The sequence below is a fragment of the Bacteroides stercorirosoris genome (assembly GCF_900142015.1).
Lineage (GTDB): Bacteria > Bacteroidota > Bacteroidia > Bacteroidales > Bacteroidaceae > Bacteroides > Bacteroides stercorirosoris.
Genome location: NZ_FQZN01000005.1, coordinates 195,416 through 217,756 on the forward strand (window position 1 = coordinate 195,416; position 22,341 = coordinate 217,756).

Annotated in this window: 16 protein-coding genes; 10 read left to right on the top strand and 6 right to left on the bottom strand. The window is 42.5% G+C overall.

The window, feature by feature from the left end; all coding sequences use genetic code 11:
• Nucleotides 1–138: 138 nt before the first annotated feature.
• Both leuS and BUC01_RS05750 read left to right on the top strand, forming a co-directional pair.
• Nucleotides 139–2,976 carry a leucine--tRNA ligase gene (gene leuS, locus BUC01_RS05745; RefSeq protein WP_025831408.1) on the top strand — a complete coding sequence of 946 codons (2,838 nt, stop codon included), beginning with the start codon at nt 139–141 and terminating at the stop codon, nt 2,974–2,976.
• Nucleotides 2,977–2,981: 5 nt separating this feature from the next.
• Complete coding sequence (locus BUC01_RS05750) at nt 2,982–3,884, top strand: YitT family protein (RefSeq protein ID WP_073313008.1); 903 nt, start codon at nt 2,982–2,984, stop codon at nt 3,882–3,884.
• A 4-nt stretch (nt 3,885–3,888) separates the two neighbouring features.
• Here the strand turns inward: BUC01_RS05750 and BUC01_RS05755 are convergent, their stop codons facing one another.
• Nucleotides 3,889–5,106: a phosphoethanolamine transferase gene (locus BUC01_RS05755; RefSeq protein WP_175560865.1), complete on the bottom strand. Its 1,218-nt coding sequence runs from the start codon at nt 5,104–5,106 to the stop codon at nt 3,889–3,891.
• 342 nt (nt 5,107–5,448) lie between these two features.
• On the opposite strand from BUC01_RS05755, the gene BUC01_RS05760 reads away from it, so the two are divergent.
• The gene (locus BUC01_RS05760) at nt 5,449–6,033 is read left to right on the top strand and encodes a non-canonical purine NTP diphosphatase (RefSeq protein WP_025831405.1); all 585 of its coding nucleotides are present in this window, start codon (nt 5,449–5,451) and stop codon (nt 6,031–6,033) included.
• Nucleotides 6,034–6,099: 66 nt separating this feature from the next.
• Nucleotides 6,100–8,130, top strand: coding sequence for a type IX secretion system anionic LPS delivery protein PorZ (porZ, locus tag BUC01_RS05765; RefSeq protein ID WP_025831404.1), 2,031 nt, complete (start codon nt 6,100–6,102; stop codon nt 8,128–8,130).
• Between the two features lie 748 nt (nt 8,131–8,878).
• Here the strand turns inward: porZ and nadA are convergent.
• On the bottom strand, nt 8,879–9,898 hold the full coding sequence (nadA, locus tag BUC01_RS05775; protein WP_081795772.1) for a quinolinate synthase NadA: 1,020 nt from the start codon (nt 9,896–9,898) through the stop codon (nt 8,879–8,881).
• A gap of 443 nt (nt 9,899–10,341) precedes the next feature.
• On the opposite strand from nadA, the gene BUC01_RS05785 reads away from it, so the two are divergent.
• Nucleotides 10,342–10,869, top strand: coding sequence for an RNA methyltransferase (locus BUC01_RS05785; RefSeq protein WP_073313015.1), 528 nt, complete (start codon nt 10,342–10,344; stop codon nt 10,867–10,869).
• A 189-nt stretch (nt 10,870–11,058) separates the two neighbouring features.
• A complete protein-coding gene (locus BUC01_RS05790) occupies nt 11,059–11,886 on the top strand; it encodes an alpha/beta hydrolase (protein WP_025831402.1) in 828 nt (275 codons plus the stop codon).
• A 12-nt stretch (nt 11,887–11,898) separates the two neighbouring features.
• On the opposite strand, the gene BUC01_RS05795 is transcribed toward BUC01_RS05790, so the two are convergent.
• Nucleotides 11,899–12,498, bottom strand: a complete 600-nt coding sequence (locus BUC01_RS05795) for a DUF4294 domain-containing protein (RefSeq protein WP_025831401.1) — start codon at nt 12,496–12,498, stop codon at nt 11,899–11,901.
• Between the two features lie 109 nt (nt 12,499–12,607).
• On the opposite strand from BUC01_RS05795, the gene BUC01_RS05800 reads away from it, so the two are divergent.
• Genes BUC01_RS05800 through BUC01_RS05810 form a run of 3 tightly spaced genes read left to right on the top strand, consistent with a single transcriptional unit; the run spans nt 12,608 to nt 15,950 of the window.
• Entirely contained in the window at nt 12,608–14,614 is a 2,007-nt protein-coding gene (locus BUC01_RS05800; RefSeq protein ID WP_073313017.1) for a helix-hairpin-helix domain-containing protein, read from the top strand.
• Between the two features lie 30 nt (nt 14,615–14,644).
• Nucleotides 14,645–15,418: a radical SAM protein gene (locus BUC01_RS05805; RefSeq protein WP_025831400.1), complete on the top strand. Its 774-nt coding sequence runs from the start codon at nt 14,645–14,647 to the stop codon at nt 15,416–15,418.
• A 22-nt stretch (nt 15,419–15,440) separates the two neighbouring features.
• On the top strand, nt 15,441–15,950 hold the full coding sequence (locus tag BUC01_RS05810; protein WP_025831399.1) for a flavin reductase family protein: 510 nt from the start codon (nt 15,441–15,443) through the stop codon (nt 15,948–15,950).
• A gap of 90 nt (nt 15,951–16,040) precedes the next feature.
• On the opposite strand, the gene BUC01_RS05815 is transcribed toward BUC01_RS05810, so the two are convergent.
• Nucleotides 16,041–17,720: a SulP family inorganic anion transporter gene (locus BUC01_RS05815; protein WP_025831398.1), complete on the bottom strand. Its 1,680-nt coding sequence runs from the start codon at nt 17,718–17,720 to the stop codon at nt 16,041–16,043.
• Nucleotides 17,721–17,975: 255 nt separating this feature from the next.
• Here BUC01_RS05815 and rbr point away from each other — a divergent pair, with 255 nt between their 5' ends.
• Nucleotides 17,976–18,554, top strand: a complete 579-nt coding sequence (gene rbr, locus BUC01_RS05820; RefSeq protein ID WP_025831397.1) for a rubrerythrin — start codon at nt 17,976–17,978, stop codon at nt 18,552–18,554.
• A gap of 132 nt (nt 18,555–18,686) precedes the next feature.
• Here the strand turns inward: rbr and nadB are convergent, their stop codons facing one another.
• Nucleotides 18,687–20,258, bottom strand: a complete 1,572-nt coding sequence (gene nadB / locus BUC01_RS05825) for an L-aspartate oxidase (RefSeq protein WP_025831396.1) — start codon at nt 20,256–20,258, stop codon at nt 18,687–18,689.
• A gap of 77 nt (nt 20,259–20,335) precedes the next feature.
• The gene (locus BUC01_RS05830; RefSeq protein ID WP_073313019.1) at nt 20,336–22,258 is read right to left on the bottom strand and encodes a tetratricopeptide repeat protein; all 1,923 of its coding nucleotides are present in this window, start codon (nt 22,256–22,258) and stop codon (nt 20,336–20,338) included.
• Nucleotides 22,259–22,341 lie beyond the last annotated feature (83 nt).

Consider the following 22,341-nt stretch of genomic DNA (forward strand, 5'->3'; position numbering starts at 1 on the left):
AATCATACAAGGAAAGTAAATAAGTAAGGTGCTTTTTTGATGTACTACGCTACGAATCTGAAAATAAACCCGTAAATTTGCGCCGTTTAATAAAGTATATAACTAAGTATCAACCCTAAAAAACGAAAGAAAACCATTATGGAGTACAATTTCAGGGAGATTGAAAAGAAGTGGCAGCAAAGGTGGGTGGAAGAAAAAACCTACCAAGTGAAGGAAGACGAGACGAAGCAAAAGTACTATGTACTAAACATGTTCCCCTACCCATCCGGTGCGGGACTACATGTAGGACACCCGCTGGGATACATTGCCTCGGACATTTACGCTCGTTACAAACGACTGCAGGGCTTCAATGTACTGAATCCTATGGGATACGATGCTTATGGACTTCCCGCCGAGCAATATGCCATACAGACGGGACAACATCCCGCAATCACTACCATCAACAATATAGACCGATATCGCGAACAGTTGGACAAAATAGGCTTCTGTTTCGACTGGAGCCGTGAAATCCGCACCTGCGAACCGGAGTATTATCATTGGACGCAATGGGCATTCCAGAAGATGTTCAACAGCTATTATTGCAATGATGAAAAGCAGGCCCGCCCTATCGAAGAACTGATACAGGCCTTCGAACAAATAGGTACCAACGGCATGAATGTGGCTTGTGGCGAAGAACTCAGCTTCACTGCCGAAGAATGGAAAGCTAAAAGCGAGAAAGAGAAACAGGAAATCCTGATGAACTACCGCATCGCCTATCTGGGTGAAACGATGGTAAACTGGTGTGCACAGTTGGGTACGGTTCTGGCCAACGATGAAGTGATAGACGGTGTATCTGAACGCGGAGGTTTCCCCGTAGTTCAGAAGAAGATGCGTCAATGGTGTCTTCGTGTTTCTGCCTATTCACAACGCCTGTTGGACGGACTTGATACCATCGACTGGACAGATTCTCTGAAAGAAACTCAAAGAAACTGGATCGGTCGCAGCGAAGGTGCCGAAGTACAGTTCAAAGTGAAAGACAGCGATCTGGAATTTACCATCTTCACGACTCGCGCAGATACGATGTTCGGTGTTACTTTCATGGTGTTGGCACCGGAAAGCGAATTGGTAGCCCAGCTGACTGCTCCTGAGCAAAAGGACGAGGTTAACGCTTATCTGGAACGGACAAAGAAACGTACCGAACGTGATCGTATCACAGACCGCAGCGTGACGGGTGTATTCTCCGGAAGTTATGCCATTAATCCTTTCACAGGTGAGGCAGTGCCCATCTGGATCAGTGACTATGTACTTGCCGGTTATGGTACAGGTGCCATCATGGCTGTACCTGCACACGATAGCCGCGACTATGCTTTTGCCAAACATTTCGGATTGGAGATCCGTCCGTTGGTAGAAGGTTGTGATGTCAGCGAAGAAAGCTTTGATGCCAAAGAAGGTATCGTTTGCAACTCTCCGAGACCTGATGTAACTCCTTACTGTGATCTTACATTGAACGGACTGACCATCAAAGAAGCTATCGAAAAGACCAAGAACTACGTAAAAGAACATAATCTGGGACGCGTAAAGGTGAATTACCGTCTTCGTGACGCTATCTTCTCCCGCCAGCGTTACTGGGGTGAACCGTTCCCGGTTTACTACAAGGATGGAATGCCTTATATGATCGATGAAAGCTGTCTGCCGCTTGAATTGCCGGAAGTTGCCAAATTCCTTCCTACCGAAACCGGAGAACCACCGTTGGGACATGCTACCAAATGGGCTTGGGACATCGTAAACAAATGTGTGGTAGAGAATGAGAAGATAGATAACGTCACCGTATTCCCTCTTGAACTGAATACCATGCCGGGCTTTGCAGGTTCCAGCGCTTACTATCTGCGTTATATGGATCCGCACAACAACAAAGCATTGGTTGATAAGAAAATAGATGAATACTGGAAAAGCGTCGACCTCTATGTAGGTGGTACGGAACATGCTACGGGACACTTGATTTATTCACGTTTCTGGAATAAATTCCTGCACGATGTAGGAGTGTCTATCGTGGAAGAACCGTTCCAGAAGTTGGTTAACCAAGGCATGATACAGGGACGGAGTAACTTTGTCTACCGTATCAAAGATAGCAACAAGTTCGTTTCTCTGAATCTGAAGAATCAGTACGACACTACCCCACTCCATGTGGATGTAAATATCGTATCTAATGATATTCTGGATCTCGAAGCTTTCAAAGCATGGCGTCCTGAATTTGCCAGCGCTGAGTTTATCCTGGAAGATGGCAAGTACATCTGCGGATGGGCCGTAGAGAAGATGAGTAAATCCATGTTCAACGTCGTTAATCCGGATATGATCGTGGAGAAATACGGTGCTGATACATTGCGTATGTACGAGATGTTCCTGGGCCCTGTAGAGCAATCCAAGCCTTGGGATACGAACGGTATCGACGGTGTGTACCGCTTCATCAAGAAGTTCTGGTCACTGTTCTACGACCGCAACGGAAACTATACGGTAACGGATGAGCCTGCAACCAAGGAAGAACTGAAATCTTTACACAAACTGATTAAGAAAGTAACGGGCGATATTGAACAGTTCTCTTACAATACTTCCGTCAGTGCTTTCATGATTTGTGTAAACGAGTTGTTCAGCCTGAAATGCAGCAAGAAGGAAATTCTGAATGAGCTTGTCATCACACTGGCTCCCTTCGCTCCGCACGTATGCGAGGAGTTGTGGGATACTTTGGGACATTCAACTTCGGTTTGCGATGCCCGGTGGCCGGCCTACAACGAAGAATATCTGGTGGAAGATACAATCAACTACACCATATCCTTCAACGGTAAGGCACGCTTCAACATGGAATTCCCTGCTGACGAAACATCAGAGACTATCCAAAGCACCGTATTGGCAGACGAACGTTCCGCCAAATGGATAGAAGGAAAGTCGGTAGCGAAGGTTATCGTCGTTCCGAAGAAGATTGTAAACATCGTTGTTAAATAACAGATATGCAAATTACAAAACCAACCAAAGCCGAAGTGATGAGGGAGTTGAGAGACTACATCTTCATCACTGTTGGTCTTATCAGCTATGCCTTGGGATGGGCCGCGTTTCTGATTCCTTATCAGATAACGACGGGAGGAACCACCGGTATTGGCGCCATCATCTATTATGCCACCGGGTTTCCTATCCAGTGGTCATACTTCATCATCAATGCTGTCTTAATGACATTTGCGATCAAAATACTGGGTCCTAAATTCAGTATTAAAACTACCTTTGCCATCTTCGGGCTGACGTTCTTTTTATGGTTTTTCCAGATACTGGTAAACGGTTCTGATGGTGTTCCACCACTCATCCTGGGACCGGGACAGGACTTTATGGCTTGTCTGATAGGTGCAGTGATGTGCGGTGTAGGCCTTGGAATTGTTTTCAATTGCAACGGAAGCACGGGAGGAACGGATATCATCGCCGCCATCATACATAAGTATAAAGACGTTACGCTGGGACGTATGGTGATGCTTTGCGACGTGGTTATTATCAGTTCCTGCTACTTCGTGTTCCATGACTGGAGACGGGTGATATTTGGTTTTGTAACTTTGTTTGTTATCGGTTTTGTGTTGGATTACATTGTCAACAGTGCCCGCCAGTCCGTACAGTTTTTCATCTTCTCGAAGGAATATGAAAAGATTGCGGATCGCATTACCAAAGAGACACACCGTGGCGTAACGGTGTTGGATGGTATCGGCTGGTACAGTAAGCATAACGTAAAAGTCCTCGTTGTCCTGGCATATAAGCGTCAGTCCATCGACATTTTCCGTTTGGTGAAAGACATTGATCCCAATGCATTTATTTCTCAAAGCTCGGTTATCGGAGTGTACGGAGAAGGGTTTGACAGGTTGAGAGTGAAATAATACTTTATCTGAATATGCTTTGTTCTTCATCCAGATAAACGGATGTAATGGAAGAAGCGTCTAAAATGCTGTGGAACATGAAACTCGTAGTGACATGTTTCGCAGCATTTCTTTTCATAGCCTCTACTTTCCGGGGAAATAAATTTTCATATTCAGACGAATACCATACGAAACATGCCGGATAATGAAGCGGTTCGTTATCTTCTGCATGAAGGTATTTTCCGTTCTCACCTAAAGATTCTCCATGATCGGAAAGATAAATAAGAATAGCCGGCTTATTCTTTAACTTTTCAATAAGCTGATATAAAAACCAATCGGTATATAAAATAGTATTGTCATATGAATTAATAATAGCTTCCTGTGTACTTGACGATACGTTTTTTGAACGGAGAACAGGAAAGAACACCTCTTTTTCAAAATGAGAATTATACCACCAATGTGATCCTATCGTATGTAGAACAATCAGTTTCCGTGGATTTGTACCTTCTAATTCTTTCAGATAAGAAGGTAATAAAGCGCCATCCAGCCATTTATCAAACATATACACATTCTTCCCTTCATTGGCATATATCAGTGTATCTGCTTCGTGCATGAAATCCGAATAGGTATCTACAGGTTCCTGACTGGCCAGCCACGACGTACGAAATCCGGTTTTTCTGAAAAGAGAGATAAAAGACCTTTCTATTTGTGCTCTTTTATCACTTATACTATCCGCTCTTGTTAAAATAACAGGTAGACTGGTATGTGTGAATACCTCCTCTGTATAAACATAAGGAAAAGAACAAACCTGTGCATTGGATGCGAGTAAAGGTGTTGTATTTCTTTTATATCCATTCATTTGTAAATGGTCCGCCCGCAATGATTCTCCTAATACCACAATTGCAGTCAAAGTATCCACATCACAGTAAGTATTTTCCTTAAAATCAATTCGCATACCTTGCGATTGACGTTGAGACATATAATCCTTCAGTACATAGAAGAAAGAAGTCGGCATACGCCTTGATACGGAACCCGAAAGTCTTCCTATGCCATGAAATACAAATAAGAGGCATAAGGAAACCACAACAAACAATTCCCACCTTTTTACTCTTATCTTACTGCAACGCCAATACACGGCAAATAAAGAGTATACCAGAGCAATCAGGATGAACAGGAACAGTTTCCAAGTCATAAAGTCCATCCCGAAGCCTGCATCATTCACTACAATCAAATCAATCAACATCGGAGTCAACGTAATGTGAAGTGAATAACGGAAATAAGCAAAAATGCCACTTAACAACACTATTGCCGGAAAAGAAACAAAGAAAACATATCTGTTAATTCCCAATAAAAGAAATAAAGGAAAAGAGGCTGAAGTAATGACAACCCATTGCAATGCAATTATCAGGAAATCAGTAAAACCTGAGAAAGGAACGTCCAGAAATTCCCATATAACAAAGAGAAGTCCATAACTTATAGTTAAAGACAATATGAACAAAACATATTTTAGGTCCCTATTGAGAAATATTCCCTTCATCTTTCGTACTTTTGCACAAATATACAACGATAAATAATACCAATTATTATGAAAAGAAAATTTGTATTTGCCACAAACAATGCACACAAATTGGAAGAGGTTACCGCTATTTTAGGCAACAGGATAGAACTTCTTAGCTTGAAAGACATTAACTGCCACGTGGACATTCCCGAAACAGCGGATACTTTAGAAGGAAATGCCTTATTGAAAGCCCAATACATCTTTGAAAACTATCAGATAGATTGTTTTGCCGACGACACCGGACTGGAAGTAGAAGCACTGAACGGAGAACCCGGAGTATACTCTGCACGCTATGCCGGAGACGGACATAATGCAGAAGCAAATATGCTGAAACTTTTGCATAATATGGAAGGAATGGAAAACCGGAAGGCTCAATTCCGCACAGCATTCGCACTGATTATCGATGGAAAAGAACATCTGTTCGAAGGTGTCATAAAAGGGGAAATAATAAAAAGCAGACGAGGTAATTCCGGTTTCGGATATGACCCGATATTTGTTCCCGAAGGTTATTCGCAGACTTTTGCTGAAATGGGTAATGATCTGAAAAATAAAATCAGTCATCGTGCCATAGCTACCAACAAACTCTGCAAATTTCTCAATAGCATACAATAAACCCATAAATATAGAGTTATTAGTTTGTAAGCAATACACTTACAAACTAATATAACTCTGACTTTTATGAGATTTTCATATATACTCTTATTCAGTTTATTCGCTTTTCTGCCTGTCAGTGCACAAAATGCAATAGGAGAGTGGCAGACTTATCTTTCTTATCACAACCCTACCCGTAGCGAAGTTATAGGAAACAAACTCTTCATTATTGCCAATGGTGGTTTATATGCTTATGACAAAGACGACACTAGCATCCATACCTACTCCAAATCTTTTCCTTTAAGCGATACGGAAATATCTTATATAGCTTACCAGTCTGTTTACAAAATATTAATCATCATTTATTCCAATGCCAATATTGACTTATTAGAGAATGAGGAATACGTTTATAATCTGCCTGATTATAAAAATAAGAATATAACACAGGATAAGTCCGTCAATCATGCCTGTTTCTATAAAGAATCTGCTTATTTATCCACAGCATCGGGCATTCTGTGCGTCAACCTGAAAAAGCGGGAAATCAGCAATTATTATGCACTGAATAAAAATGTCCTGGCGTGTAATGTTTCGGATGGAAAACTTTATGCAGCTACTTCCGACGGATTGTTTGCAGGATTATTGACAGACAACCTGCTGGACATTAATAACTGGGAGAAAGTATCGGATGATACATCCGAATTTCTTTCTAAATACCGGGACATTCCTTTTAAAGAAGAGGTACCGGAAAACATAATTCCTAACAGTCCTGTACGAAACTATCCTTATTTCATGAATTTTACCGGCGAAAGATTATTAATAGCCGGAGGCGGACATATAGCAAACAGGCTTGAACGTCCCGGAACCATCATGACATTCGAAGATAATATCTGGAAAAGTTTTCAGGAAGAAGGTATCAGTGAACAAACTAAACTTCGGTATGATGACATCAATTGTGTAGTTCAGGATTTTCAGGATAAGACACATCACTTCGCCGCATCGGCCGGTGAAGGTATCTATGAATTCAGAGACGGAAGATTTGTAAACTGGTATAGTATGCACAATTCCCCACTTGAAAGTGCATTGCCTGATGAACCTTCGAAAAACAATTATGTACGTGTGAACGGACTTATATATGATAAAGAAGATAACCTTTGGATGGTAAGTTGCGGTGTTGCTAAAAATCCGGTACAGGTATTAAGAAAAAATGGAAGTTGGGTAAGTCTCAATTACCCGGAAGCGACGGAAAGAAGTAACTTCGGACGCACCATCTTCGATAAGAGGGGCTGGCTATGGGCCACTTCTTCACGTATAGAATCGGGAGGAGTATTCTGTCTGAATTATAACGGAACGATAGAAGATACTTCGGATGACCAGCATAAATTCATCACCCAGTTCACTAATCAAGACGGAACGATTCTGGAACAACTGGCAGTTTATTGCATTGCCGAGGATAAGGAAGGCGCTATCTGGATAGGTACTAACAAAGGACCTTTGGTGCTGAATAATCCTTCGCGTTATTTCAACGATAATTTCTATTGCACACAGATTAAAATACCTCGCAACGATGGGAGTGACCTGGCTGATTTCTTATTAGTGAACGAAGCAATCAATGCCATTGCAGTGGATGGTGCCAACCGTAAATGGATAGGGACGGCAGCCAATGGAATCTATCTGTTGAGCGCGAACGGAATGGAAACCGTTCACCACTTCACGGAAGAGAACAGTCCGCTACTTTCCAATAGTATTGAATCTATCGCCATACATCCCCGCACAGGCGAAGTCTTTATCGGAACAGGGAAAGGGTTGGTTTCCTATCAAAGTGACGCGACAGAGGCTGAAAATAGCTTTAAAGAAAGCAATGTACGCGCTTATCCTAATCCTGTAAGACCGGACTATGATGGAGTGATTACCGTAACAGGTATGGTTTATGACAGTGACGTGAAGATTGTGGATACCGCAGGCCATCTCATCTACCAAGGTACTTCCTTAGGCGGACAATTTACCTGGAACGGAAGAAATAAACAAGGTAAAAGAGTATCTACGGGAATTTATATGGTGCTTGCTGCGGATAGTGAAGGAAAAGAGGGGGTGGTTACCAAAATAGCATTTGTAAGATAGAAGATTATCCTAATCTTTTAAATATTTAGGGAGAAAAGCCTTTTCTTATCTTGCAGTTCTTTCATCCCTCGTCAACTGCCCTGTCCATCGACTTTCCGGCTGAAAGTATCTCCTGAAGGAATGTTTTTTGGCTTTCAGCCAATACCTTCCGATAAACAACGGATTAGTTGGCAAGGGGGCAGTTCTTGTGTAAATACGTACAAGAAAAGAAGCAATGTTTTAACGGTTATCATTGCTTCTTTTATCCCAAAACAAGCAATGATATTGATTGATAAACACTACTTAATAGGATTGGATAACGCATCTATATATCCAATGTCTCCCATCTATATATCCAGCGCCTCCCATCTATATATCCAACACATACGGTCTATATCTCCAACACCGTGAAACACGTGAACTTTCCCACACAAAAAGTTTCTATATGGAATAGCACTTATTTTTTTAGCGTTACTTATTAAACATGAAACGTCCCGTGCTTGTAGTATCGACTGAAGACTGAAAGTAGAAAAATTCTTTCTTCAGGAGATACTTTCAGCCGGAAAGCCGATGGACAGGGCAGTTGACGAGAGATGAAAGAAGTGAAGGAAAGTAAGAACACTTGCAACTTTAATGTTGGCAAGTGCAAAGTAAGTATATAAGCATTGTTAGAAAAATGGCGCCCTTACAAGCTATGTAAAAACACTTGTAAGGGCGAATTGTCATTCGCCCGGAGTGCACCAAGCGAATTCATATCTTATCTATCGGATCATAATCCCAGCTTTGCCGAAATCTCCAGCATCCTCTTGATAGGCTTCACCGCTTTCTCAGCAATTTCAGGATCTACTGTTATCTCCGGTGATTCGTCTTTCAGGCAATTATAAAGCTTTTCCAGCGTATTTAGCCTCATGAAGCTACATTCATTGCAGGCACACGTACTATCGTTAGGAGGAGCCGGAATAAACGTTGTCTGCGGGCATTTCTTCTGCATCTCATGAAGAATACCCGATTCGGTGGCAACAATATACTTCTTTTCGGGATGATTCACCGCATATTTCAGCAGAGCTGCCGTAGAACCTACCACATCAGCCAACTTCAGAACTACGCTCTTACATTCGGGATGTGCCAAGACCACTGCATCGGGATGCTGCGCTTTCAGTTCAACAATCTTTTCAACCGAGAATTGTTCGTGTACATGGCATGCACCGTCCCATAATAACATATTGCGCCCGGTGATAGAGTTGATATAATTCCCCAGGTTTCTGTCCGGACCAAAGATTATTTTCTCATCTTTGGGGAAGCTTTCCACTATTTGCTTTGCATTGGTGGAAGTCACCACGACATCCGTCACCGCTTTCACGGCGGCCGTCGTATTCACGTATGATATCACCGTATATCCGGGATGCTCTTTGACAAACTGACTGAATTCATCCGCCGGACAACTGTCCGCCAACGAACAACCGGCAGCCATGTCAGGCACCAGCACCTTCTTCTTCGGACAAAGCACCTTGGCTGTTTCGCCCATGAAGTGGACGCCGCACATCACAATGATGTCCGCTTCCGTCCGTGCCGCCCATTGTGCCAATGCCAGACTGTCGCCAACGTAATCGGCTATGTCTTGTATTTCCCCCTTCTGGTAGTAGTGCCCCAGAATAATCGCATTCTTTTCCTTTTTCAGTTGCTTGATAGCTTCTATGAGATTATCCATAATTATATTTTTTATTTCTCTTTCTAATTTAAAAATCCTTTGATAGTAATGATAGGCTGTTAATAGTGTCGACAAGTTAATACGATTTTTCTTGCCGGAGAAGTTATTAGTATGAGATAAAACTTTATTCGTACGTTATCAACGGGCAAATAAGATATATATCTCTTGATAATAAGCCATCTATAAAACTCCATTAACAGCTTGTTGATAAAGTGCAAAGTTAATAACTTTATAGTTATAAACCGGTGTAATAGGGCTGAAAAATGTGTTTATATAACCTCGGAAAGTTTCTCTTAACTTTTTTGGAATGTTCATTCCGGTGGGTGCATATACGTTGTTTTGAATATTGCAAGAATTATTTTTGAATTTCTTTCCCGTTTGTTTTGACAGCTTTTCAACGGTTATTAACAGGGATGTGAACGGAAAGAAGTATCTTTGTGGGCAGGAAATAAAAAGATAACATATAAGTAGGTAGTTTGTTCCGAACTTGTGTGTTTTGTCCGTAACAAAAGAATATAACTGTCATGCGTAAACTAAAGATAACCGAACTGAACCGTATTAGTGTAGAGGAATTTAAGGAAGCTGAAAAGTTGCCTTTGGTGGTGGTATTGGATAATATCCGCAGTCTTCATAATATAGGTTCTGTGTTCCGTACTTCGGATGCTTTTCGGGTAGAATGTATCTATTTATGTGGCATAACAGCCACTCCCCCCCATCCTGAAATGCATAAAACGGCTTTGGGAGCTGAATTCACCGTGGACTGGAAGCATGTTGATAACTGTGTTGAAGCGGTTGATAACCTCAAAAAAGCAGGTTATACGGTTTATTCCGTAGAACAGGCTGAAGGCAGTGTCATGCTGGATGAACTGGTGCTGGATAAGGCTGGGAAGTATGCTGTGGTTATGGGAAATGAGGTGAAAGGAGTTCAGCAGGAGGTTATTGACCATTCCGATGGATGTATTGAGATACCCCAATATGGTACGAAACACTCATTGAACGTATCTGTAACTGCCGGTATCGTTATCTGGGATTTATTCAAGAAACTGAAATAACAGGGTGTTGATAAGTTGTTTGAACTCGGTTCAAACAGTGGTTATTATGTCCTTATCAATAGAGATATAAACAATGGTTCATAGTAGTTTTCAACATAGATAAGTATTTGAAATACATGATTTTCTATAATGACTGCTTTCCATTACTAACAGTGTTCTTAACATCATATCAACAGGAGGGTTCAAACTATGAAAAAGGTTTTATTAATTCTTTTATTCTGTATTTTCCATAGCTGGAATGGTAAAGCGCAAGCAGACTTTTATTCGTTGCAGCCATTGGGCGACAGGTATATTTATGACTCTGAATATTTTGATGATTCACGTGAATTGCAAGTATACCGGAGTGGGGTAGATGCTACTTTGAAGAGTGATTCATTGTTGACTATCTATGTATTCGATGCTCAATATCCACCTACTTTCAATTTGTTTTGTTCTACCTTTGAGTTGATTTATCCGGGTATTCCCTGTATAATCGTTGGTATTTCGAATCCTAACAGGCAGAGTGAATTAACTCCTCCTTATACGGATGCAGAATCGGTAAAGGGGTATGATGATCCTGGGAAGGCTGATTCTTTATTGTTATCTTTGGAAAAGGAAATTATTCCTTTTATAAAGAGCAGGTATAATACGGGTTCTCGGAATATACTGGTAGGACATTCGTTAGGCGGAACGTTTGTGACGTATGCTTTACTTAGCAATCCGGATTTGTTTCAATGCATTCTGTCCGTCTCTCCTAACTATATGTATAGCAGGAAGATGATGATTGATAAACTTTCAGAATTTATTAAAGAGTACAAAGAGGATAATCAGCTTTATATGTACCTGGCAAACGGGAAGAAGGATAAAATAGAAGAGTCATTTAAGCCTGCCACAGAGGAGGCAATAAAGATTTTATCCGCTTGTCCGAAGATTGTTTTGAACTATGATTCTTTGAATATAGAAAAACACAGTCATACGATCTTTGAAGGTTATTACAGGGGGCTGTTGGGATTGAAAAACTACGTAAATAAGGAGTAGGATATTTCTATTTTAAAGTTGTCCGCTTTCTACCAGTAAAATAACCCGCTCGGTAAGCGCATCATCTCCTGTGGGATCATATTGCTTTTTCAGACTGGCACCGAACAGTGCAGCGAAAGTCTGATAGAAACCTGCTTTAAAAGGTCCCATGAAGGCTTTTACCAGTTCGTAACCCGTGGAGTTGGTTTGGCGGTCCACTAACTTGATCAATAACTTTCCTTGAGAGAAAGAAAGCTTTTTCATGCGTGGAGTATATTGTTCTTTCAGGCTTTTTTCTACCGCTTTCATGTGTTTCTGACGGCTCTTCTCATCGGGTAAGGTCATCATATATTCGTAAGTTTCAATAACTGCACGGTTGATTTCTTTGGAGATAGGCAATACCTTTTTTACGTTATATACCAGTCGGTTATATTCATTCAATTGTTTCTTGTTCTTGAATTTGAGAGGTTTGAAAATATAAACGGTAGGTATCTTTATATACGGGATAGTGTCTCCTTCGTAAACGCACATAGGAACCAGATATCCTTCGGTTTTTGTTTCCTGAGCCTGGCATAAGGACGTTCCGAACAGAAGGAAGACTGCAATGATTAATATGTTAAGCCGTGCGTTCACGGCCACAAAATTAAGTGTTTATCTTCATATTTTGTCTGATTGTCGATGTTTTCCTTGTCTTGTTAACTTATTTATGGTAATTTCGTGGCTATTAAACTTATTTACACGAATGAAATTACTCAAGTCGGGAGTTTTTCTGAGTATGTTGTTAATAACTCCTGTACTTGAAGCTCAAAATACAACTGTGTCCCTATGGGAAGAGAACATAGAGCAACTCTCTATGGATGAAGAAGAAAAGAATTGGGAAGATGAACTTGAAGAGCTTTCCAATCGCCTGCAGGAACCTGTTAATATCAATGTTGCTACTAAACATGAATTAGAGCAATTTCCTTTTCTTTCGGATATTCAGATTGAAAATATCTTGGCTTATGTGTATATACACGGGCAGATGCAAACCATTTATGAACTGCAATTGGTGGAGGAAATGGATAAGCATACCATCGACTTGCTGTTACCTTTTGTTTGTGTGCATCCTGTTGCGGAAAAGAGAGGTTTTCCCCGGTTGAAAAGTCTGTTGAAATACGGTAAACAGGAGGTATTAACCCGGCTGGATGTGCCTTTTTATACCCGTAAAGGGTATCAGAAAAATTATTTGGGACCTTCGATGTATCATTCCCTGAGATATGGGTATCGGTATGGAGACTATTTGCAGATGGGAGTCACAGCGGAAAAGGATGCCGGAGAACCTCTTTTTGCCTTGCACAACGGAAAAGGATATGATTACTATTCCATTTACTTTCTGCTTCGTAATCTGGGCAGATTGAAAACACTGGCTGTAGGTAATTACAAGCTGAGTTTCGGTCAAGGCTTGGTAGTCAGTACGGATTTCCGTTTAGGTAAGACTTATTCGCTTTCGACTCTTGATAACCGTAGCGGTGGTATCCGGAAACATAGTTCGACGGATGAGTATAATTATTTTCGGGGAGCAGCGGCAACGGTGGAGATTATTCCTGCGCTTCAAATATCCGGTTTCTATTCCCATCGTTCCATGGATGGGGTAGTGGAACAAGATGAAATCACATCCATTTATAAGACCGGACTGCATCGCACGGAGAAGGAAGCGGAAAAGATGAACGCTTTCACTTTGCAGTTGATGGGCGGAAATATTAACTACGAAATGAACAACCTAAAAGTAGGATTAACAGGCATTTACTACTTTTTCAGCCATACTTTTCAACCGGAGTTACGAACCTATGCCAAGTATAATATGCAGGGAAATAACTTCTATAATGCAGGCATAGATTATAAATACCGCTTGAACCGCTTTACCCTGACAGGTGAAGCAGCTATGGGAAAGCGAGGTTATTCACTGCTAAATCAATTGAAATATAATATATTAACCGGTTATCAACTATCAATTGTTCATAGATATTATACCCACGATTATTGGGCTATGTTTGCACGTTCCTTTGGTGAAAGCAGTACGCCGCAGAATGAGAATGGCTGGTATATGGCAGCCGAAGCAGCACCCTTTGCCCATTGGAAATTCTTTGCTTCACTGGATTTATTTTCCTTTCCCTGGTGGAAATACCGTATCAGTAAACCGTCCCAGGGAGTAGACGCTATGTTTCAATCTCTCTATTCTCCCAAACGCAATTTATCCATGTATATCAATTACCGCTATAAGCGCAAAGAAAGAGATGTGGCGGGCACAAACGGGAAAGTCATTCTCCCTACCTATTATCATCGCCTGCGCTATCGGCTGACTTATTCACCGGATAATCTACAGTTACGAACAACGGTGGATTATAATCATTTTCATTCGCAGGGGCGGGAGGGGTGCCAGGGTTACCAGCTTACCCAATCCTGCTCCTATGCTTTTTCTTTTCCGCTGAAACTCTCCGTACAAGGCACCTATTTTCACACGGACGATTATGATTCCCGCATCTATGCTTCCGAAAAGGGTTTGCTTTACACCTTTTATACTCCGTCTTTCTATGGGCAGGGATTTCGCTTTTCCGCCTGTGCCCGCTACGATATGAACAAAGCTTTTATGCTTCTTGTTAAGTTCGGACAAACCATCTATCAGGACCGTGAAACCATTGGTTCGGGTAATGACCTGATACAAGGAAATAAAAAAGCTGACTTGCAGATGCAGCTTCGTATAAAGATTTAATTAACTTTGCCGTTATAAACCTTGAGAATTATGACTGTTATTTATCCGTCTCCCATTTTCGGTCCTGTTCATTCCCGCCGTTTGGGAGTTTCTTTAGGGATTAACTTATTGCCGGAAGATGGTAAAGTGTGTTCTTTCGACTGCATTTATTGCGAATGTGGTTTCAATGCCGACCATCGTGCCAAAAAGCCGCTTCCCACCCGTGAGGAAGTCCGTACTGCCCTTGAAGTCAGACTTCAGGATATGCAGCAGAACGGACCTAAACCCGATGTGCTTACCTTTGCCGGAAACGGTGAACCGACGGCTCATCCGCATTTTCCTGAAATCATAGAAGACACATTGGCTCTTCGCGACAAGTATTTCCCGAATGCTAAAGTCAGCGTATTGAGTAATTCTACTTTTATTCATCGTCCTGCAGTATTCGATGCATTGAATAAGATAGATAACAATATCCTGAAACTCGATACGGTAGACGAGGAGTACATCCGTACCGTGGATCGTCCTAACGCACATTATTCAGTAGCTGAAATCATTGAACACATGAAGGCTTTCAAAGGTAATTGCATCATTCAAACCATGTTTATGAAAGGCAGTTATCAGGGAAAAGATGTGGATAATACTTCTGACAAATATGTTCTTCCCTGGCTGGAAGCCGTGAAAGAGATAAAACCTCGTCAGGTGATGATTTATACTATTGACCGCGAAACGCCTGACCATGATTTGTGCAAAGCCACCCATGAGGAACTGGACCGCATTGCGGCCTTAATTAAAGAAACGGGTATTCCGGTAAGTGTTTCTTACTAAATAATTTAATAATATACATTTTATGAAACCTATTGCAATTAAAGACCTTTCAGATAACTTCTTTGAAATTATCGGTAAAGAATGGATGCTGGTGACGGCAGGTAATAAGGAGCATTTCAATACTATGACTGCCAGTTGGGGCGGCATAGGCTTCCTATGGAACAAACCAGTGGTTTATGTCTTTATCCGTCCGGAGCGTTACACGTTTGAGTTTATTGAGAAGAGTGAATACTTTACGCTCTCTTTTTTGGGAGAAGAAAACAGAGCTATTCATAAGATTTGTGGAAGCAAGTCGGGTAGGGAAGTGGACAAGGTGAAGGAAACAGGGCTGAAACCCATTGTTACGGAAAAAGGAAATATTCTTTTTGAACAGGGACGCCTTAGTCTGGAATGTCGCAAGCTCTATACGGATGTAATGAAAGAAGATTGCTTCATTGATCCTGCTGTATGTAAACAATGGTATGGTGGTGCTCATGGCGGCTTGCACCATATTTATGTAGCGGAAATTACCGGAGCATGGATAAGGGAATAAAGGAGATTTTTCTGTAAAAAGGATGCTGGGTGACTATGTATTCACTTTATACACAATCACCCAGCATTATCATAAAAACAATTATTGTTTTCATTCAATTAATTCTTTCGCTCTTTCCAATGCCACATTGATATTCGGGCAAATGTTCTTTTCACCCAAAAGCTCGTAGAAACCAGACTTCTTCAATACTTTGTGTACCTTCTCATTTACTCCGGAAAGTACGATTGTTGTTTTTTCACGTTGAGCCATTTGGCAAAGGCTGGTCAGGTTATGAATACCTGTGGAATCAATGAAAGGCACTTTTCTCATACGGATGATACGTACTTTGGGACGGTCGCCCAGTCTGGACATGATTTCCTCGAATTTAGTGGCGATACCAAAGAAGTACGGACCATTGATTTCGTATACTTCCACACCTTTCGGGATAATCAGGTTTTCTTCGCTCATCTGGATGTCGGACTCTGCATTCGGGTCTATTTCGTCTTTGATGACGGAGATTTCAGTAGTCTCCATCACACGACGCATGAAAAGTACACAAGCGATGACCAAACCTACTTCAATGGCAATTGTCAGATCGAAGATAACCGTCAGGAAGAAAGTAATCAGCAAAACGGTCACGTCTGATTTCGGACTCTTCAATAAAGCCTTGAACGTACGCCATCCACTCATGTTATAAGAGACTATTACGAGTACGCCTGCCAGACAAGCCATCGGAATATATTGTGCCAACGGCATAAGAAACAGAAGGATGAGTAACAGCACAACTGCATGAACCATACCTGCAACAGGGGTTTTACCACCATTGTTGATATTTGCCATCGTACGTGCAATAGCTCCTGTGGCAGGAATACCACCAAATAGAGGAGTGACCAGATTGGCTGCTCCCTGTGCAATCAATTCCGTATTAGAATCATGCTTGTCACCAATCACACCATCCGCTACCGTAGCTGAAAGCAGTGACTCAATAGCCCCCAATACGGCAATGGTAATGGCAACAGGGAAAAGGTTTTTAATAGCTTCCCAATTTAAGGAAGGCATCACTGCATCGGGAAGTTCCGCTTTAATACTGAAACGGTCACCAATGGTGTCGATACAGGTAATACCACCGTATGTTTTCATCAGATATACCGCTACCGTCACTACGATAATTGCAATCAGCGAACCGGGTATCTTCTTTGAGAACTTCGGAGTAATGGCAATAATTGCAATGCTGACAATACTGACAATTGTATTCCACCAATTGATCGTATCAAAATGATTAAAATAAATAATCCATTTTCCTACAAAATCTCCCGGCACCTTCTCTCCGCCAAAATTCAGCCCGAAGATATCGGCAATCTGTGTCGTAAAAATAGTGACGGCAATACCACTGGTGAAACCTACAATAATAGGATAGGGGATAAACTTGATAACAGCACCTAACTTGAATACTCCTAATAGTATTAGAATAACTCCTGCCATCAGTGTGGCGACAATCAGTCCTGCCTCTCCATATTGCTGGATAATGCCATAGATGATAACGATAAAAGCTCCTGTAGGACCTCCTATCTGTACTTTACTGCCTCCCAGCATGGAGATGATGAATCCGGCAATGATAGCCGTGATAATACCTTTTTCAGGTGATACGCCGGATGCGATACCGAACGCAATGGCAAGCGGAAGAGCAACGATACCCACAATGATACCGGCCATCAGGTCTGCCATAAATAATTCTTTTGAATAATTTTTCAAAGCCGTGTATAACTTCGGCTTGAATTCGAACGCCTTCATGGATAATCTGTCTTTTTTGTGAAACGAGGCGCAAAATTAGACAAAATAATGCATATTCCGGATTATTAAATGAAGAATTATTTGATATCAAGTGAGAATAAGCATTTTCTATTATAGATTTTATCTATCCCTGCATAGACAAATCCGATGAATAAAAAGTGTGTGAATCTCAAACAAAAAGCCTATTTTTGTGTTGTAATAAAAATGACTAACGACAATTGATACGTAATTTACTAACTAAATAAGAAAAAGATTATGGCTAAAAGTGTTAAGGGAACTCAAACAGAAAAAAATCTGTTGACCTCATTTGCAGGAGAATCACAGGCAAGAATGCGTTACACTTACTTTGCAAGTGTAGCTAAGAAAGAAGGCTACGAACAAATCGCTGCTATTTTCACTGAAACGGCTGACCAGGAAAAAGAACACGCCAAGCGTATGTTCAAGTATCTGGAAGGTGGTATGGTAGAAATCACTGCAAGCTATCCTGCCGGTGTCATCAGCACTACATTGGAAAATCTGAAAGCAGCCGCTGCCGGCGAACACGAAGAATGGTCATTGGATTATCCTCACTTTGCTGACGTGGCAGAAAAAGAAGGTTTCTATGAAATCGCTGCTATGTACCGCAACATTTCAATTGCCGAAAAAGGTCATGAAGAAAGATACCTGGCTTTCGTAAACAATATCGAGAATGCTACTGTATTCGCTAAAGAAGGTGAAGTGGTATGGCAATGCCGTAACTGCGGTTTCATTTATACAGGTAAGGAAGCTCCCGAAGTTTGTCCGGCTTGTTTGCACCCGCAGGCTTATTTCGAAGTGAAGAAAGAAAACTATTAAGAAATTCTTATTTCTACGATAAAGAACGCCCGGGTGTCTAATTAAAAACATCCGGGCGTTTTGCATTATAAGCAGAGTATCTTAACTCTCCTCCTTCAAGAAGGAGGTGGTAGGTATTAATAAGGTTTTATCTTATTTCTTTGCGTGCGGATAGTCAATCGTATAATGCAATCCGCGACTTTCCTTACGCTCTATTGCCTGACGTGTAATCAGATAACCTACATTGACCATATTACGCAACTCACAAATAGCTCTGGATGCCTTGCTGCGCTTGAACAAGTCTTCCGTCTCTTCATATATCATATCCAAACGTACCCAAGCGCGTTTCAGACGCAGGTTGCTGCGTACAATGCCCACATATGCGCCCATAATCTGATTGACCTCTTTCATGCTTTGGGTGATAAGCACCATTTCTTCATTGGTCACTGTTCCTTCGGCGTTCCATTCCGGTATCTCACGATTGAATTCATAGCGGTCGAGTTCGCTTAAAGCATGTTTGGCGGCAGCGTCAGCATAGACAACCGCTTCAATCAATGAGTTGGAAGCTAAACGGTTACCCCCGTGCAGACCCGTACAAGAACATTCTCCTACGGCATACAGGCGGTTGATGGACGACTCTCCGTTCAGATTCACCTTGATACCACCGCAAAGGTAATGGGCGGCAGGAGCTACCGGGATATAATCTTTGGTAATATCGATACCCAGACTGAGGCATTTCTCATAGATATTCGGGAAATGCTTCTTGGTTTCTTCCGGGTCCTTGTGCGTGACGTCCAGATAAACGTGATCGTCGCCGCGTTGCTTCATCTCACTGTCGATGGCACGTGCCACGATGTCACGCGGAGCGAGTGACAGACGGGGGTCATACTTCTGCATGAACTCTTCGCCACCCATATTGCGCAATACACCGCCGTAGCCGCGCATGGCCTCTGTTATCAGGAAGCAGGGGCGGTCGCCCGGATGATAAAGTGCGGTAGGGTGGAACTGTATGAACTCCATGTCCTGCACGAAACCTTTGGCGCGATATACCATCGCTATTCCGTCTCCCGTAGCCACCAGCGGATTGGTAGTGTTGCGGTAAACGGCACCCACGCCACCGGTAGCCATCAGTGTTACTTTCGAGAGGAAAGTATCTACTTCGCCCGTATCCTCATTCAGTACATACGCTCCATAGCATTTGATGCCCGGAGTATGACGGGTTACGATAATGCCCATGTGATGCTGTGTGATGATTTCTACGGCAAAATGGCGGTTGAATATCTCGATATTGGGATGCGTCTTTACGGCTCTGATGAGGCTTTCCTGTATTTCGGCACCGGTGTTGTCCTTGTGGTGCAGGATGCGGAACTCAGAGTGACCGCCTTCTTTGTGCAGGTCGAAGTCTCCCCGCTCGTTCTTGTCGAATTCCACTCCCCAGTCTATCAGTTCCTTGATTTGTCCGGGTGCTTCACGCACCACTTTCTCTACGGCGGCACGGTCACTGATCCAGTCACCCGCAATCATGGTATCCTCAATGTGCTTGTCGAAGTTATCTACCAGTGTGTTGGTCACTGAGGCGATGCCCCCTTGGGCGAAGAAGGTGTTGGCTTCTTCCAGTTCCGTCTTGCAGATGAGTGCTACCTTACCTTTATGAGCCACTTTCAGAGCGAAACTCATACCGGCTATACCGGAACCAATTACTAAAAAGTCGAACTCTTTAATCATATTTCGTATGTTTAAGTACTGCAAAGCTACAAAATAACTGGGTTGCTTGTACTTTTCGTGTATATTAATTCACGAATTTATGATAAATATTGCTTGATAACCTCATCCAGCGACTCTTCTTTTGTAAGATTTATTTTCTTCCGCATACGCGAACGGATCATATTGACGCTGTTTCGGTTGATGCCCATAATCAAGGCTATCTCATCCGTGCTCTGGTTCATGCAGATGAGCATGGCGAGCAGTTCTTCGTTGCGCGTCAGATTCGGGTATTTCTCCCTTAACTTGGGCAGGTAGAGTGGATATATGGCGGCAAAAGACTTTCTGAAGTTATTCTCGTCTTCCTTGCTGAGCAGGTTCTGTCCGGTCAGCTGGCTGATGGTATTCAGATTGTTGGTAGCCATAATCTGTTCTATTTGTTTGGACAGTTCCTCGTTGTGCCGGTTCAGTTCCTGCTGGCTGGCGATTAATTTCTGTATTTCCTGTCTGCGCTTTTCCAATAACAGACGGTTTGCTTTCTTCCGGGTGAAGAAGTAGGCGATGGAAATGATAAGTATCAACAGTAGCGCAATGGAGATGCAGATATTGAAGACTAACCGGCGGTGTTGCAGTTCCACCTGTGCGGAGAGCAGTTTGTTTTCTTTCTCCTGGCGTTCGGTATCAAAGCGGATATTGGCGGCGGCAACGACACGCAGCCTTTCATTGTAATTCAGGGAGTCGGCAAAGATGTGGTTACGGTCGTAGCAACGGAAGAAGGCATCGTCCATTCTCATGTTCCGGTAGTATTCCATAAGTATCTGGTTGGTGCTGTATTCCATTTCTCTCATATCCATTTCCCTATATCCCTTTGCGGCTTTCTCTATCAGTGCGATTCCCTGGGTGGCTTTTCCTGTATGAAGCAAAGCGCGTCCCAAGTGAAGGTTCAACTGATGTCTGGCCCATTGCGGCATACGGGCGCTGTCCGGGCAAATGCTCAATGCGAGGTCTAAGGCTTTTTGCACGGAGTCCGGATAATCCTGGTAAGCATCCACTGCGAGAGCCTTGTTGACGAACACCCCTTTAAAACTCCTCTGTGCAGCCGAAACTTTCTCTGCCTGGTTCAGATAATAGAATACGGAGTCCCTCTCCTGGGTTTTACGGAATATCTCTGCACGGTAGCGGTAAAGGTCACCCAGCCCGAAACTGTCTTTCAGAAGTGAGTAGTGCTGGGCTTTCGCATTCATTTGCAGTGCACGGTCGTACATACCCAATTCGGCATAAAGGTTAGCCTGCTCTCCATAAGCTATCACGATGTTAGGCGGGGCTATGCTGTCGGTATAGCTGTTGATGGCCTCTTGATTGGTGGCTACTGCTTTCTCGTACTCGCCTACGAGGCGGTAATAGATGCCCAGCCGGGAGATGATGCGGAGCATATTCTGAAAGCTCCCTCCCTGATGGTAACATTCCATGGCCCGTTCCAGTAGCCGGATGGCTTGGGGAATATCATTGCCGGAATAGACATAGACTCCGCTGACTAATTCTGCCTGCGGAATGTAACGGTCAGCATCCTCATATTCGGGCAGCTGCAAGTATTCGTCTGCCAGTCGGATAGCCACTTGGTTGTCTCCGTACATCTGGTGCAGACTTGCCCGGGTGGATAACAGTTCGTGCTTGCAGTACTGTTGCAGGAAAGGGTTGTCGCTGATACTGTCCAGATACTCGATGCCGGGCTGGAACTGTTTGCTGCCCAGATAGCTGAAATAAGAGAGGTTTAGTATTTGGCGGGCATATTTAGCCAAAGTGTCGTTGGGGATGGTTGCATTTGCTGTTGCAGCCAATAGTTGAGACAGTTTTTGTTGGGCTTCGTCAATGGCTTTTTGGTGCTTTTTTTCTCGTAATAATGCATTTAGTTCCGTGATGGTTTGTTGCCACTTTTGCGCATCATTACTGTTTGTAGAATTCGGACTTGTTGTACAGGCTCCTATGGATACTATAAGGAGCAACAGGAGTATTTTTATTTTCATGGGTTTGAAAGTTTATTTTGTTTGTCAGGCAAAGATACAATTCCATTTTAAAATAGAAATAAGCAGTGTTCCTGTTTTTTGCA

What these genes read in the sequence shown, in the direction of transcription:
- BUC01_RS05810 (WP_025831399.1), top strand. Translation starts at nt 15,441, where the DNA reads ATGAAACCTATTGCAATTAAAGACCTTTCAGATAACTTCTTTGAAATT.
- leuS (WP_025831408.1), top strand. Translation starts at nt 139, where the DNA reads ATGGAGTACAATTTCAGGGAGATTGAAAAGAAGTGGCAGCAAAGGTGG.
- BUC01_RS05755 (WP_175560865.1), bottom strand. Translation starts at nt 5,106, where the DNA reads ATGTTGATTGATTTGATTGTAGTGAATGATGCAGGCTTCGGGATGGAC.
- BUC01_RS05790 (WP_025831402.1), top strand. Translation starts at nt 11,059, where the DNA reads ATGAAAAAGGTTTTATTAATTCTTTTATTCTGTATTTTCCATAGCTGG.
- BUC01_RS05760 (WP_025831405.1), top strand. Translation starts at nt 5,449, where the DNA reads ATGAAAAGAAAATTTGTATTTGCCACAAACAATGCACACAAATTGGAA.
- BUC01_RS05750 (WP_073313008.1), top strand. Translation starts at nt 2,982, where the DNA reads ATGCAAATTACAAAACCAACCAAAGCCGAAGTGATGAGGGAGTTGAGA.
- porZ (WP_025831404.1), top strand. Translation starts at nt 6,100, where the DNA reads ATGAGATTTTCATATATACTCTTATTCAGTTTATTCGCTTTTCTGCCT.
- rbr (WP_025831397.1), top strand. Translation starts at nt 17,976, where the DNA reads ATGGCTAAAAGTGTTAAGGGAACTCAAACAGAAAAAAATCTGTTGACC.
- nadB (WP_025831396.1), bottom strand. Translation starts at nt 20,258, where the DNA reads ATGATTAAAGAGTTCGACTTTTTAGTAATTGGTTCCGGTATAGCCGGT.
- BUC01_RS05805 (WP_025831400.1), top strand. Translation starts at nt 14,645, where the DNA reads ATGACTGTTATTTATCCGTCTCCCATTTTCGGTCCTGTTCATTCCCGC.
- BUC01_RS05830 (WP_073313019.1), bottom strand. Translation starts at nt 22,258, where the DNA reads ATGAAAATAAAAATACTCCTGTTGCTCCTTATAGTATCCATAGGAGCC.
- BUC01_RS05815 (WP_025831398.1), bottom strand. Translation starts at nt 17,720, where the DNA reads ATGAAGGCGTTCGAATTCAAGCCGAAGTTATACACGGCTTTGAAAAAT.
- BUC01_RS05800 (WP_073313017.1), top strand. Translation starts at nt 12,608, where the DNA reads ATGAAATTACTCAAGTCGGGAGTTTTTCTGAGTATGTTGTTAATAACT.
- BUC01_RS05785 (WP_073313015.1), top strand. Translation starts at nt 10,342, where the DNA reads ATGCGTAAACTAAAGATAACCGAACTGAACCGTATTAGTGTAGAGGAA.